This window comes from Aliivibrio salmonicida LFI1238 (genome assembly GCF_000196495.1).
GTDB classification, from domain to species: Bacteria; Pseudomonadota; Gammaproteobacteria; order Enterobacterales; family Vibrionaceae; genus Aliivibrio; species Aliivibrio salmonicida.
The window spans coordinates 1-12736 of the sequence record NC_011314.1; the positions used below are offsets into that span (position 1 = coordinate 1).

General features: G+C 36.6%; 17 protein-coding genes. 6 read left to right on the forward strand and 11 right to left on the reverse strand.

Features of this window, described 5'->3' with window-relative positions:
- Positions 1 to 416: 416 nt before the first annotated feature.
- Positions 417 to 1130, reverse strand: a complete 714-nt coding sequence (locus tag VSAL_RS22100) for a leucine-rich repeat domain-containing protein (protein ID WP_012552307.1) — start codon at positions 1128 to 1130, stop codon at positions 417 to 419.
- A gap of 273 nt (positions 1131 to 1403) precedes the next feature.
- Here VSAL_RS22100 and VSAL_RS22105 point away from each other — a divergent pair, with 273 nt between their 5' ends.
- Positions 1404 to 2033, forward strand: a complete 630-nt coding sequence (locus VSAL_RS22105) for a recombinase family protein (RefSeq protein WP_012552308.1) — start codon at positions 1404 to 1406, stop codon at positions 2031 to 2033.
- An 18-nt stretch (positions 2034 to 2051) separates the two neighbouring features.
- Here the strand turns inward: VSAL_RS22105 and VSAL_RS22110 are convergent, their stop codons facing one another.
- The 6 genes from VSAL_RS22110 to VSAL_RS22135 form a co-directional block, all read right to left on the reverse strand.
- Positions 2052 to 2363: a hypothetical protein gene (locus VSAL_RS22110; protein WP_012552309.1), complete on the reverse strand. Its 312-nt coding sequence runs from the start codon at positions 2361 to 2363 to the stop codon at positions 2052 to 2054.
- A complete protein-coding gene (locus tag VSAL_RS22115) occupies positions 2356 to 2643 on the reverse strand; it encodes a DUF413 domain-containing protein (protein ID WP_012552310.1) in 288 nt (95 codons plus the stop codon). The genes VSAL_RS22110 and VSAL_RS22115 overlap by 8 nt, the downstream gene beginning before the upstream one ends.
- 110 nt (positions 2644 to 2753) lie before the next feature.
- Complete coding sequence (locus VSAL_RS22120) at positions 2754 to 2951, reverse strand: hypothetical protein (protein WP_044583701.1); 198 nt, start codon at positions 2949 to 2951, stop codon at positions 2754 to 2756.
- A gap of 23 nt (positions 2952 to 2974) precedes the next feature.
- Positions 2975 to 3964, reverse strand: coding sequence for a membrane protein (locus tag VSAL_RS22125; protein WP_012552311.1), 990 nt, complete (start codon positions 3962 to 3964; stop codon positions 2975 to 2977).
- A 98-nt stretch (positions 3965 to 4062) separates the two neighbouring features.
- The gene (locus tag VSAL_RS22130; RefSeq protein WP_044583702.1) at positions 4063 to 4287 is read right to left on the reverse strand and encodes a hypothetical protein; all 225 of its coding nucleotides are present in this window, start codon (positions 4285 to 4287) and stop codon (positions 4063 to 4065) included.
- Positions 4288 to 4333: 46 nt separating this feature from the next.
- Positions 4334 to 4954 (reverse strand): ParA family protein, encoded by a 621-nt coding sequence (locus VSAL_RS22135; RefSeq protein ID WP_044583703.1) that lies wholly within the window; start codon positions 4952 to 4954, stop codon positions 4334 to 4336.
- Between the two features lie 235 nt (positions 4955 to 5189).
- Here VSAL_RS22135 and VSAL_RS22140 point away from each other — a divergent pair, with 235 nt between their 5' ends.
- Positions 5190 to 5381, forward strand: a complete 192-nt coding sequence (locus VSAL_RS22140; protein ID WP_012552314.1) for a hypothetical protein — start codon at positions 5190 to 5192, stop codon at positions 5379 to 5381.
- Positions 5382 to 5397: 16 nt separating this feature from the next.
- Here VSAL_RS22140 and VSAL_RS22145 read toward each other — a convergent pair whose 3' ends face one another.
- From VSAL_RS22145 to VSAL_RS22160, 4 genes are all read right to left on the reverse strand, one after another.
- Complete coding sequence (locus tag VSAL_RS22145; protein WP_012552315.1) at positions 5398 to 5991, reverse strand: DUF2913 family protein; 594 nt, start codon at positions 5989 to 5991, stop codon at positions 5398 to 5400.
- Between the two features lie 411 nt (positions 5992 to 6402).
- Positions 6403 to 6633 carry a DinI-like family protein gene (locus tag VSAL_RS22150; protein ID WP_044583704.1) on the reverse strand — a complete coding sequence of 77 codons (231 nt, stop codon included), beginning with the start codon at positions 6631 to 6633 and terminating at the stop codon, positions 6403 to 6405.
- A gap of 859 nt (positions 6634 to 7492) precedes the next feature.
- The gene (locus tag VSAL_RS22155) at positions 7493 to 8320 is read right to left on the reverse strand and encodes a hypothetical protein (protein ID WP_044583705.1); all 828 of its coding nucleotides are present in this window, start codon (positions 8318 to 8320) and stop codon (positions 7493 to 7495) included.
- A gap of 423 nt (positions 8321 to 8743) precedes the next feature.
- On the reverse strand, positions 8744 to 9361 hold the full coding sequence (locus VSAL_RS22160) for an XRE family transcriptional regulator (RefSeq protein ID WP_012552318.1): 618 nt from the start codon (positions 9359 to 9361) through the stop codon (positions 8744 to 8746).
- Between the two features lie 177 nt (positions 9362 to 9538).
- On the opposite strand from VSAL_RS22160, the gene VSAL_RS23130 reads away from it, so the two are divergent.
- From VSAL_RS23130 to VSAL_RS22175, 4 genes are all read left to right on the forward strand, one after another.
- On the forward strand, positions 9539 to 9706 hold the full coding sequence (locus VSAL_RS23130) for a TraY domain-containing protein (RefSeq protein WP_012552319.1): 168 nt from the start codon (positions 9539 to 9541) through the stop codon (positions 9704 to 9706).
- An 853-nt stretch (positions 9707 to 10559) separates the two neighbouring features.
- Positions 10560 to 11087 carry a hypothetical protein gene (locus tag VSAL_RS22165; protein ID WP_049940481.1) on the forward strand — a complete coding sequence of 176 codons (528 nt, stop codon included), beginning with the start codon at positions 10560 to 10562 and terminating at the stop codon, positions 11085 to 11087.
- Between the two features lie 10 nt (positions 11088 to 11097).
- Entirely contained in the window at positions 11098 to 11370 is a 273-nt protein-coding gene (locus VSAL_RS22170; protein WP_044583707.1) for a hypothetical protein, read from the forward strand.
- A 70-nt stretch (positions 11371 to 11440) separates the two neighbouring features.
- Complete coding sequence (locus VSAL_RS22175) at positions 11441 to 12634, forward strand: IS91-like element ISVsa9 family transposase (protein WP_044583708.1); 1194 nt, start codon at positions 11441 to 11443, stop codon at positions 12632 to 12634.
- The last annotated feature ends 102 nt before the right edge of the window (positions 12635 to 12736 follow it).

Genomic DNA, 12736 nt, shown 5'->3' on the forward strand with positions numbered 1-12736 from the left:
ACTGCCATATGACAATGAAGTTATGACTAGTTCTAGCTACTATTTGAATTAAAAGGTGATCACGAGCTAAAAGAAAGGCTACTAGCTTAGGTCTGGCCTTTTCAATGCATAGTTCAAGTGTTGCGACTAATTATCCTTACGTCCATCAAGCGGATTAATATATTGATATTCTTTTCTACAGGAAAACTCTCCCTCTTGCCGCTTTGGTACTAATCGGTTCCACTCGGATAATTTATCTAATGACGTATATCCATAAATTTCATACTTTTTAATTATGTACGCTTGGCATATTCTTTTATACCAACACGAACCATATTTTTTTTCAGTCATGTTCATTACACCAATACAGTGACACTCTTTTTACATATAAAACTGAGTCTAAGGCCTCTCTTTATCAAATAGACAATGCCTAACTACTACAATGAAGCTCTTGTGATAATGACCTCTTCATCAAACAAATTATGAGCAGTAGTAGTCATCGAATTAGGAATACTAACGGTGATTAACTTATTTGCATGAAACGCATTATTACCAATATTAATCAATGAGTTAGGTATTGTTATGTTCGTTAGCTGATTATTGAAGAATGCTTTATTACCAATCGTTGTCACCGAATTTGGGATTATTACATGAGTTAATTTATTATAAAAAAATGCAGAGTCATCAATAGTAATCACTGAGTTTGGGATATCTACACTTGTTAATTTGTTATTAGCAAATGTTCTATTACCAATGGTTGTTACTAAGTCAGGAACTTTCACTCTTGTTAATTGATTATAAGAAAACACCGAATTACCTATGGTTATCACTGAATCAGGGATCGTCACGCTGGTTAACTCATTTTGAGTGAATGCCGAATCATGAATAATTTTCACCGAGTTAGGAATGATTACTTTTTTTAGATGGTGAAAAGAAAATGCGGAATCACCAATAGAGGTCACAGATATATGTTGAAATTGTTCAGGAATAATAATATCGGTATAACTCGAAACATAACCTAAAATCGTACCTGTATTTTTATCAAACTTAACGTCATCTAATGTTAATTCAATTGAGGCGTTAGCAACGCAGGTGGTTAGTATCGATATGACAAATAAAGTTAATTTTGTTAAAGGCTGATTTTTTTTCATATATGATCTTAAAATTAAATAACGTCTAAATCCATGATAGTAGACCGGACAACATGGTTAGGTTAATAACCTAATCACGAAATAGACAGCCTAGCCGATTTCCCACCTTATAACGTCAGCATAAAAACAAAATTATTTATCCATAGCCTGTACCTATAACATTAGGGTACACCCTAATGTCATAGGTTTAATTTTAGCCCTAAAATCATTTTGTCATCATCTTTTTGTCATGTAGTATTAGATCATTACTTTAATGACACCTAGGCTCAATTCATGTACATATTTGGCTATCTAAGAGCATCAACCAAAGAACAAGACGCAAAAAGAGCACAAGACAGCTTAAAGTCTTTTGCTGAAGATAAAGGTGCTCGTATTGCTGGTTGGTATATTGAAAACGTTTCTGGCGCATCACTACAAAGACCTGAATTAATGCGATTACTTAAAGATGCAGAAAAAGGCGACGCTATCCTTATTGAGCAAGTTGATCGCCTTTCTCGTCTTAATGATGAAGATTGGGAAACACTAAAAGCATTAATCAATAAAAAACAATTAAAAGTGATCAGCTTGGATTTACCAACCAGCCACACAGTACTAATGAAACATCATAATGATGATTTTACATCAGCCATGTTCAGAGCAATCAATAATATGATGTTAGACATGCTGGCGGCCATAGCACGAAAAGATTATCAGGATAGACGAAGGCGTCAGGAGCAAGGTATTGAAAGAGCCAAGGTGGAAGGTTTTTACAGAGGCCGAAGACCTGATTTAGATATGCATGAAAAAATAATCCAACTTCGTGTTCATAATCAGCTAAGTGTCAATGCAACAGCGAAGTTGGTAGGGGTAACAGCAAGAACCGTGATACGAATAGTTAAAATATACAATGAAGATCGAGTTTAGATATTCAAACTCATATCGTTATTTAGATTTTACGTTCTTTTCCCAATCCACATCAAACACATTTTCAGTCCCTTGAGACACTAAATGCATGGGAGGAACATTCCAACTATTTCCTGAATCATCTAAAACAGAGATCGTTTTTTGATTTTTCTTAATCACAATACCGCATACTTTAGAACCATTAGGAGGTATAAAAAAAACGGGATCTCCTAACCTAAAATTGTCCATAAGTACTGAGTTTTTGAGCGATTCTAACTCTCTTAATCGCTCTGTAATTCTGTCATTTAATTCAATCAATTCTTTTATTGTCAAATCACTTATATCAAACATAAGGATTTCCACATAATGTATGCAACTTTGGTTTCTTTGTGATTAAGTCAGAATATTTTAACCAACACTGAACGAATAAAGAGACCGATTTATCTTCATTTTTAACACCGAGTAAAAACAACTTTTCTTCGTCACTGTCTGGCATTAGAGAGCCATCAAGAAGCCCTTTCATGGTCAAACCATAATTATCTAAAACTGCGGCTTCCTTAATCGTAAATCCTTTGCGATTAAACCCTTTTGGAAAATGGACATCATCGTAAAACCGAATGCTTTTTCTCATATTTTTTGCCATCAAATAAATAGACTTGACCATATAAAGCAATTTTTATTTTTTGTAAAACAAAATTAATTTTCATTTATAAAAACAGCTATAACAACGCATTTCACTCACTAATTTCGCTCTGATTTAGTGGCATAGCCATACTCTCTAGCAAATCGCTTCACTTCATTGATAGGACGATACTGTTTAAACTCTTTATCAAAAGAGATTGAAAATAATCGAATGTACTCTTCATAAGATGTACCACTCTCTTTACTAGCAAGATCTGCTATATCTGCAATCTTGTGCATCACTGAATGGGATAACATTGATACTCTCCTTTTTAAAACCATTAAGCAAAGGCATAGCCTTTTCTATATGACCGCAAGAATCCTGCGTGTTTCAGATCCATTAACACAAAATTAATGGTATCACGCCCTACCCCTTTAAATCTCTCACCAATTCCTCGTTGACTTGGTTTTACTTCTTTTGCTAATACCGCTTGCTTGATCTCCAGATAGACTTGCTCATTACATTTTAGATGGTCGTCACTGAATACTTCCTCTTCATGACAATCAACAGGCTCAGAAACGCAGTCATTAAAATATTCGTCATTCACTGCGCACGACTGCGGTTCAATTTCTAACTGCGTTTGGATAAAGTCAGGCTGAATAAGCTCTAGCGCAGACGATTTATCATGACTGCGCACAACTGCGTTCGAGTGCGTGTGGCTGCGTTTCAATGCGTTAGAAACCAACACTAACAACCAGCTCATTAATTCGAGTGCCGCTGACGTAATGTAACTAATCAACAAACCGAATTTATCAAAGACCGTCAATTCGCTAGGTAGAGTCGATTGGCGTTGATAAAGATCATCGATACGAACTAAAAGAGGTTCAATTTTTTCTAGCGTTCTTTCCGATTTAGTAATGAGGTTTGCGTTTTGTTGTTTGGCCGCAAGAAGACGTAACTCGTCCACTTGGGTTGTGTATTCTTTAATTTGCTGAGAAACGGCTTGATAAGCAGTACTGTTTTTTTGACTAGCGACAACGCCTTGCTCTAAAGCGGCCACCGATGCAGAGAACGAAACAACACTTAACGTCATACTCAATACCAGAGCAAACAGCGCAGAAGCGTATTGTTTTTGTGAAAACAAAAATAGAACAAACAACGGTGTAGCGCATTTAGCCAAATCTAACACAATGCCTAACGCTGTCATTAGTATAAGCTCACCCATAGCTAACCCTATGCCATACATGAATTGAGCCGTTAAAATTGCAGATAGAGAAGCCGTTGCGATAGATAGCACTATGCAAATAGGCTTTAAAATAGTAGAGTTCATTTGTGATTAATTCCTATTGAAATAGTTGGTCACGCTAACCCCTAGGAGACTTTGGCGAGGAACTTAGGGGTTTTTCATTCTTTCATTCTTTCATTCTTTCATTCTTTCATTCTTTCATTCTCGTAAAATGATAAGAATAACTCTTTCAAAGACAAGCCTCTTTCTGCTGCATATGATTTAATTTCATTATGTTTTTCTGGTGTCACTTTAAACTGAATATTTTTAGTTTCTTCACCACTAGATGCTTTACTACTTGCTGGCATATCTGTTACTAATGTAGGCTTACCTGATGGTGGTGCTATTTTTACTTTATTATTTTTCATAAAAACCTCGATCATTAAATCATTAAATCATTAAATCATTAAATCATTAAATCATTAAATCAACAATTTCTTGAATTGCTTTTGATGTCAATTTATTAAGTGATGGATATCTAGTCTCGGTAATAGACAAACCTTGATCTTGAGCAGAGGAATATCCTGCTTTAAAAGGAATCGCTGTTTGACATACGTTGAACCCCCACGCCTTAATTGTTTCAACCGCATTATTTGTTTCAGAATCAGTAGGCGACTTATTGATTAAAAAAATGATTTTATCAACAGGTATACCATTCATTTTCAAATCATTCGCTAAATGTAATTGAGGCTCTAAATCATCTAATGAAGTACCCGTTGGTAACACAATTAGTGATGATGCTTTCGCTATAACAATAGAATCCCGATCAGCGGCAGGGCGGCCATCTATAACAAGTAAATTATATGATTTCTCACATTTTAATGCAGACTCAACTCGGCGATGAGCTGATGTTGTAATTGTTGGTTGGATTTCTTTTTGATCTCTTCTAGCAGACCATTTACAAGATGTTTGCTGCTGCCAATCCATATCGGCAATATGTACAGTCCAGCTATTATCAGCAAAAGCAACTGCAATACTTCTAGCTAAAGTACTTTTAGTTACTCCTCCTTTTTGACTTAAAAAACTAATTATCATAATAGTACCAATCATTATTTAATGAAAACATGAAATAATGATTAAATGTTTTCATTACTCCATGAAAGAATGAAAACATTATAGCACAGGAATCCACCAATTAAATCATTAAAACATGCTTTAATTAATTCATGAAATCATGTTTTAATGATTTGCATTTAAGTCTTTGTTATAGCGGATAATTAATTTACAACCATTAATTTTTTTGACATTATATTTATAGAAAGAGGGCGCTATGTCAGTGTTTAAAATTAACTACCTGAATAATGAAAAGACGTTACTGTGCAGCGAAACGATTTTAATGAAAGGACTTCCAGCCGCAAAACGTTCATCATCGTCAATGGGAACGGTGAAGATTGAAATTTACGATATAGCCGAAAACTTACTCACATCAAAAGAATTGGGGAAGTGGACAGTTGCAGAATAAAAGCCTTATCAGGCTTTTATTTTTCAGGAGTAGGGATTTTATGCAGCAATACGGTCGCACATCGATTATCAATTGACGTCGATAAATGCTCTGCAATAAACATCCCTCCATGACCATTAATAATATCCACCAATCGGCTTGGCTCATCCATGATGACAGAAAGAGGTAGCGGTCTGAATAAGATATTTTCATCACTAAAGCAGGTATCAATTAATTCACTGTCGGTATAAATAATACCAGGCTCTCGTTCAATCTCTGAGTTGTCGAGCGTCGATTCAAAGCCATGCTGTTCATAAAGATAAGTCAGTAAGATAAACAGATGGTCTGCATCCGTAAATTTCTCGCCATATTGACAGTTCACTTTGTGTAACTCCCCTAATTTTTTCTCGATGTTTTTGCCTTGACGCGCCTGAGTAATTAACACCTTAATGTCTTTCTTTATGATGGCGTTACCCTGTAACGCCATTTGTTTCTTTAGAAACTTAATCAGTAGCTCGCTCCGCTTCTTCATCGGTACAAAACGCGATGACATTTCCATGTAGCTGTACAGATGAAGCAGAGCAAGAGTGGTTAAATTGGTAAAGGCTTGATGGTATTTAAGTTTGCTCATGGTGCTCACTAAAAAAAGAGTAGGCTATTGCAGAGAAGGTAATCCTAATGCCAATCGCCATAAAGCATCCATTTTATCAGGAAAGGGAAGCGGTTGACCATTTTGATGTATTTGGGGAGAGTTTGGATATCGGACATTATTGTACGGTAGTGATACTGATGTGATCTATCCCGTTTGGGTGTACCTCAATGAGATAGGGAATTGCAGCAGTAATAACATCAATGCGCTAACTTAAATGCGATAGCCTTTGTACGACAACTTAAAAACGATAGTCAATTGAAGTAATCAATGGGTTAGCGGTACGAACTGAACAAATTTTGCTCTTAACGTACAATAATTTTCGATATCCAAACTGCCCCCTAATAGACAGGCGTATTGGAATACATACTGTTAAATTCACGACGACAACGCTCACACATAAAGCCATTCCTCAGCATCATTAAACATTTCTTCAATCAGCTTATTGGCTGCTTCTTTGTCATTTTTAGGAGCATAGATTTCTAAATGATTGCTTGTACCTTTTCGTAATCGGATACGTGCATCAGGGTAACGTTGCCATACTCGACGCTCCATTTCTTGTTGAATAAGCGCGGTTCCATTTCTTGGTAGAAAAGCGGAATTTAAAATCATTTCAATACGCATAATAACCTCACAATTAACTGTATATATAACCAGTACATTTTTATACAGTATGCAAGAAAAGTAAATCATTATTTATTCTTTTAAATTCGTATAGATAACAATAGGTTAATCATCTTATCGTTGTTTTCTGCTCTATTGGTGCTCAACCCCCTTAATGGGATGTATTTCATTTTAAGCAGGTTTTTAACCTGTTTGAAATACAAAGCGATACAGGAAAAGAGAGCGGTAACGGTCATGGCTCGATGATACCGTTGTTTAGTAAGTCAGAGTCATTCACTTCCACAATACCTTATAGAAACCAATATACGAGCAAATATCCCTACATTTAAAGTAACCTCAGCCCCTTTTCTGCAAGAATGCTCTTAAAGTTCGGAGTATAACCAGGATGTATTGTGTTTCCTGTCGGATGACAAAAGAAATCTTCAGCGCAGCCAGTAGGGTGATGGTCTATTCATGTGTAATGAAATTGAACTGGCTGGGGGCCTGTTAATTTTCTTCTGAAATCTTTTTGTGTTTGAAGAGTAAATTGAAAATTAATGGGAGGTACTTAATGTTCTGCTCTTTGTTTTTCTTAAATATTTATTTAATTATTTATATAAATACAAAGTACTAATACGTTAGTACTCATAAGCGCAGCCGTGTATTCGTAGCCTTTATTGTGCTTTTTTTTAAGGATAATTTATTGCACTACCTTTATTGTGGATAACAAAATTAATCCACAGCCACACGAAAGTAAGCCAAAAACAACGATAATTATTGTAGTTAATCAGATAAACAGGTAAAAATAGGGGTAAAAATCAGGCTCTATGAATTTTAGATGTGAGAATGCCTCCGCTTTCGCGGATACGTTTAATCATAGTTAATGAGGGGCAGGATGTGGCAAGTAAGCATCAAAGACAGCAGTAACACTTTGAGCTACATTATTGAGCTTATCCGCGTTAAATACTTCTTGTACGCCATTGGCAAGGGTTCGGAACGATACCCAAGAGAAACGTAAGCCTTTTTTCTCTTGACGCTTACGAGACGCAATAATGAGTTGGCAAATATTGCTGTAACGAACCACTTTCAAGTCACTAAAGAAACGCTCAGAGAACTGTTTATACGCAGGGGCACTACGAATAGTCCCTTCTTTCAGATCGACACAAACGTTGATACGCTCACTGTGAAGATAACCAGCGCGCTTCAAGTATGAGATCGCTTTAGCGAACGATTTAGGCGAAATAAAACGACCAAAGCGCAACGCATAATCTTCTTGTAAGTGATCATAACTGATCGTTTTTAGCCCAGCTTCCGTTGGTAAACCAATGCGGCCACCAATGAGATCAGTATTTACAATGATACATGCAAGTACGTTAGCAACGAGTCGTCGGCATTGAATATTATTAACGCCTTCACCTCCCCACGCATTTAATGCAGGGAAACGGTTCGGGTTAGCTATAAATTCTTCACACGATTTTAAAATACGTGCGTATTCAGGCGGCAAGATTTCCCATTTGCCACTGCGCAGCAAACGACGAGAGCGAAAATCGAATTTAAAAGGGGTCTTAGGCTTCTTTTTGTTTTCATCAGCAACAACAGAACGATGAAGTTCAATCAGCTCATGCTTACGATTTTTACGTTTAGAACGATATTCAGCATCATATTGTTTTTTGATTTGAATTTTAGAGAGAAGATCAGAAATGCTCATGAGACACATCCTCATCATAACGTCTGATAGCATAAGCTAAGGCATTACGGTGATAGGAATTGCGTCTTTGTGTTATGGGTTGCCAGAGGCAACATTGAAATAAGTTCATCTTTAGATTCTCAACAGTTTATAGGGCTGTTTAAGTGTCACCTCAAACATTGATAACTAATCTATAGGAAAAGATCACAAAGATCAACCGATTGTTATTTCAACAAATTTTAAGTATAAAAAAAGCCGACCCTGTTGAGGTAGTCGGCTTTTTTACGAATGCTGTATAGTTAGATTGACAGTCTAACACACTCTAGCTTAAAAAATACACTACATAAGAAACTATGTAGTAGTGTGCTATGTAATGCACTTTAAATTAAGTTAGGCCTATTATATCCATAATATGTATTATTATAAAGTACATTTTAGTCAATTTCAGTTAAGTTTCGTTGAATGCCAAATAACTTGTCCAATAATATTTAAATCATCCAATTCAGAAAATTTATACATTTCATCTTTATATTCTTTATTGTAGCTCGTAACTATCAAATGGTTTTTCTCATATGAGATCAATTTCACTCGAAGTAAATCATCTTGTCTAAATACATACATATGACCATCAATAATATTTTTACTTTGAGTGTCAACTACAAGAATGGAACCATCTTTAAGCACAGGCTCCATTGAATCACCGCTAGCGGTTAGTGATACTAGATGTTCAATATTTGACACCTGTAAATTTTCAATATCTACATACGTATAAGTTTCAGAATCATTAATAATACCTAAACCAGCAGCGACTGATACATTATAAAATGGAACCGATACTACACGGGGACAACGATCATCTATTTCGCCTCCCCCTTTCAAATATTCATAAGTCGTATCAAAAAACGTAACTATCGATAATAAATTTTTATTCTTTGGTTGCGCTTTTCCAACTTCCCATTGAGAAATGGTAGATTTTGTAACATTTATTTTCTCAGCTAAAGATTCTTGCGAAAGTCCTTGATTTAATCTTAACGACTTAATTCTTTCGCCAATTGTTGTCATTTCTAACTCCCGAATCTAAAGAAAATAGCTAATTTTTTAATTATTAGCTATTTTTTGTCGATTTTTGTCGATTCTTGTCTATTTTAAACTTTACAATGTTCAATTGTTTAATTATCATCCTTACTAATGATCATCCATACAGTACTTTTTACAGGCTGAAACCCTCAAGGTTATTGAATGAGCAAAAACAAAAAGCAAGGAGCTATCGGTCTTTGGTTTGAACTCGATAAAGAGACAAATCACTTACTAAAACTTCAAGCTGAAAGAAATGGACGCAGTAAGCGCGCAGAAGCCCTTGCTATCGTCAAAAAAGACATTCAACAAAAACTAACTAATATCCGTTAGTTTTCTTTTTTGAATGAAGATCCACTTTTTGGATCTATCGCTCTTTAACAATTAATGCCAAGGCAGATCATCTACCAGACTATTCGCGTGTGAACGTCAAGACTCTATTTTTGCTGATCAACGACAAATGCCCATAATAATTTGTCAGTGTCCAAAGGACATATCACCCCCTAATTTTGGCTGGGTAATCAATGTATCCGATTGATTGTAATGTGAGTGGATTTTCTTTTTTCAAAGGAATTAATGTGAAAGCATTTAGAAAAAACAGAGTAGATAAAGCGATCCAGTTAGCTGAGCATCCCACTTGCTGCGTACTGCATTGGTACTGTGATACCAATGGCAATGTAGTTAAGAGATTTACACAAATTAAACCTTATCAAACCTTAATCAGAAAGGACGTGTATGAAAATGACACCCACCGAAATACGCGAAGCCGTTTTTATCATATCCCTCATGCGAGAAGGCCATAAACCACGCCCCGAACGGATTGATGGCGAAGCAAAAAAACGCATTGATGACTCAACGATGCACATAGCATCACAAGCTCACTCAGCGATAAATACTTGGTTTTAGTGCGTGACAACCACTAAAGAAAACCCGTCTGTTAATGGTCAAACCATTCGTGAAGCCAACACGTAACACTGCATACTCAAACTAGGGAATAAGTCTTGTAACACTCAGGTGTGTCTATTGGCAGTAGGCAGAAAAACAGCAAGCATCCCTACTATGTATATACAGTATCCAAGTATTTATCGCTGAGTGAGTTTCTTCTCTTATCAAATAAGGTAATAACACCATTCAATACGCCTTGTTCTTAGTCGGTGAAAAAGAGCAGCACAGACCATTACTGGATATGGCTGAACTTCACGCCCTTAACGCGACACTTTCAGACATCACCGAAAGTGATAAAGATGAATCTCAATTTGTGCAAAAACTGGTTTATGGTCGCTATAAACCTCAACCAGATTTTCATTTTCCACGCAGTGAAGTAAAGCGTCATATCAATAGTGCGATTGGTTTTTGTTTAGCCCATATATCAAATACTCACGTCACTTATTTAAATCTTGATGATATTGAATTAATCGACGTAAACTTAACCGCCAGTTGTGGGCATTGCCCAACACCACACAAAACCAATGACATTCCTTTCGCTACCTTAATTTCTTGTTCTTCTGACTTTGAACTTAATAAGCGAGGGGCAGCAAAAACTGTGTTTTTACGTTGTCATAATGTGGATGTACAAACTGACTTACTTAATCGTATGGGACTGTTTGCCTTTATCTGTGAAGAGCGTAATTATTCGTCGCCAGTCACAAAGGACAATTGGACATCACGTATTGATTACCGACGTGCCACCAAAAGGGCACAAGAATTAAGATAAGGATTAGTTTATGAAACACTGCGTTTTACTTCCAGTAATGGCGTTTCTTTCATTTTCCGTACACGCTGAGCTTGTGAATGTGTCGTATGATTTCTCAAACGAGCAACAATACCAATCCACCGTATTGTTGCCAACCTCTGAGTCGTGGGAATTATCGACTGTTGTCGATAAACAGGTCATTACTCAATGGGAAAAAGGGCTTGATAGTGAGTTTAAGCCTGTTTATCACATTGTATCGGAAGGCGTGAATATCACGGCCAAGCCCATTAATAATGAACAATAGGCGCCTACGGCGCAAATCAAAAGGACTCAACCTCTTCCATTGTTGCCAATAAATCGTTTATCCTATCGCCATGCACGCATATAAACCCCTGAAACAATTATTTAATAGTCAAAATAACTGGCTTAAATTTCTTCATAATAACAAAGCTAACCTAAGAGCGGTCGTGATTGAAAATGTCACAAAGATGCTGTCCTGTGGGACAGCGGCTTTTGGCTCTCGCGAATATCATTGTTGCAACCCTGACTGTACCCATATCAAATATATTCACCAAACCTGTAAATCTCGAGCGTGCAGTAGCTGTGGCATGAAAGCCACAGAGCGATGGATACAAAAGCAACAACATGTCTTCCCTGAATGCGAATATCAACACATCACCTTTACCCTTCCAAACACGCTATGGCCTATCTTTCGTCATAACCGTTGGCTGTTAAATAAATTATTCAAATGTGCTGCAAACATTCTGCTGGGATGGGCAAAAGATAAAGGAATAGATGTCGGTATCTTTTGTGCTCTTCATACTTACGGTCGAAAACTGAATTGGAATACGCACTTACATTTATCGGTCACTCGTGGGGGAATTTGTGAACGTACCGGTTTATGGAAACCCATTTACTTCCAAATGAAAACGACAGAGCCTTGTTGGAGAGCGGCTATCGTCAGTTTATTGGGTAAGGCTTATTATGAGCTTGATTTATCAAGCGAAGAATGCCCCTATATCCGTAATAAAACGGATTGGTCACGCTTTTTAAGCAGTCAATATAATCGTCGTTGGAAGCTTCATTTTGCTAAAAAGACAAATAATGTAAAACCGACGATGAACTATCTTGGTCGGTATTTAAAACGGCCCCCGATTTCAGCGTCACGTTTAAGTCATTACGCCAAAGGCGGAATGATAACGTTTAATTATTTAGACCATCGAACAGGAACAACAGACAGCCTAACATTATCACCAGAAGAGATGATAAGACGGATAGTAGAGCACTATCCTGATAAACATTTCAAGATGATCCGATACTACGGTTTTTTATCAATGCGTCATCGTGGAGAAGCTCTGCCTAGAGTTTATGCAGCTTTAGGTATGACAATAGAAGCTGAGCCGAAAATGCCAGGGTATGCCGCAATGTTAAAAGGATATGTAAAAGTAGATCCGTACGAATGTATTTTATGTGAAAGTCGTCTGGTGTTTACGAATTTCCGAGTCGGAAATTCGGTCAATGATTTAGTCACCCATGCGATAGTTCAGTCAGAATTGAGGGCAGCATAATAAGGTTTGTAGGATAAGTGTATCTAAAACTCATGAAATAGGGCTAAAACAGTTATAAAATCCCCGATAATTATATTTTCGATACCTTTTAAAAAAACAGCG

What these genes read in the sequence shown, in the direction of transcription:
- VSAL_RS22100 (WP_012552307.1), bottom strand. Translation starts at nt 1,130, where the DNA reads ATGAAAAAAAATCAGCCTTTAACAAAATTAACTTTATTTGTCATATCG.
- VSAL_RS22105 (WP_012552308.1), top strand. Translation starts at nt 1,404, where the DNA reads ATGTACATATTTGGCTATCTAAGAGCATCAACCAAAGAACAAGACGCA.
- VSAL_RS22110 (WP_012552309.1), bottom strand. Translation starts at nt 2,363, where the DNA reads ATGTTTGATATAAGTGATTTGACAATAAAAGAATTGATTGAATTAAAT.
- VSAL_RS22115 (WP_012552310.1), bottom strand. Translation starts at nt 2,643, where the DNA reads ATGAGAAAAAGCATTCGGTTTTACGATGATGTCCATTTTCCAAAAGGG.
- VSAL_RS22120 (WP_044583701.1), bottom strand. Translation starts at nt 2,951, where the DNA reads ATGTTATCCCATTCAGTGATGCACAAGATTGCAGATATAGCAGATCTT.
- VSAL_RS22125 (WP_012552311.1), bottom strand. Translation starts at nt 3,964, where the DNA reads ATGAACTCTACTATTTTAAAGCCTATTTGCATAGTGCTATCTATCGCA.
- VSAL_RS22130 (WP_044583702.1), bottom strand. Translation starts at nt 4,287, where the DNA reads ATGAAAAATAATAAAGTAAAAATAGCACCACCATCAGGTAAGCCTACA.
- VSAL_RS22135 (WP_044583703.1), bottom strand. Translation starts at nt 4,954, where the DNA reads ATGATAATTAGTTTTTTAAGTCAAAAAGGAGGAGTAACTAAAAGTACT.
- VSAL_RS22140 (WP_012552314.1), top strand. Translation starts at nt 5,190, where the DNA reads ATGTCAGTGTTTAAAATTAACTACCTGAATAATGAAAAGACGTTACTG.
- VSAL_RS22145 (WP_012552315.1), bottom strand. Translation starts at nt 5,991, where the DNA reads ATGAGCAAACTTAAATACCATCAAGCCTTTACCAATTTAACCACTCTT.
- VSAL_RS22150 (WP_044583704.1), bottom strand. Translation starts at nt 6,633, where the DNA reads ATGCGTATTGAAATGATTTTAAATTCCGCTTTTCTACCAAGAAATGGA.
- VSAL_RS22155 (WP_044583705.1), bottom strand. Translation starts at nt 8,320, where the DNA reads ATGAGCATTTCTGATCTTCTCTCTAAAATTCAAATCAAAAAACAATAT.
- VSAL_RS22160 (WP_012552318.1), bottom strand. Translation starts at nt 9,361, where the DNA reads ATGACAACAATTGGCGAAAGAATTAAGTCGTTAAGATTAAATCAAGGA.
- VSAL_RS23130 (WP_012552319.1), top strand. Translation starts at nt 9,539, where the DNA reads ATGAGCAAAAACAAAAAGCAAGGAGCTATCGGTCTTTGGTTTGAACTC.
- VSAL_RS22165 (WP_049940481.1), top strand. Translation starts at nt 10,560, where the DNA reads ATGGCTGAACTTCACGCCCTTAACGCGACACTTTCAGACATCACCGAA.
- VSAL_RS22170 (WP_044583707.1), top strand. Translation starts at nt 11,098, where the DNA reads ATGAAACACTGCGTTTTACTTCCAGTAATGGCGTTTCTTTCATTTTCC.
- VSAL_RS22175 (WP_044583708.1), top strand. Translation starts at nt 11,441, where the DNA reads ATGCACGCATATAAACCCCTGAAACAATTATTTAATAGTCAAAATAAC.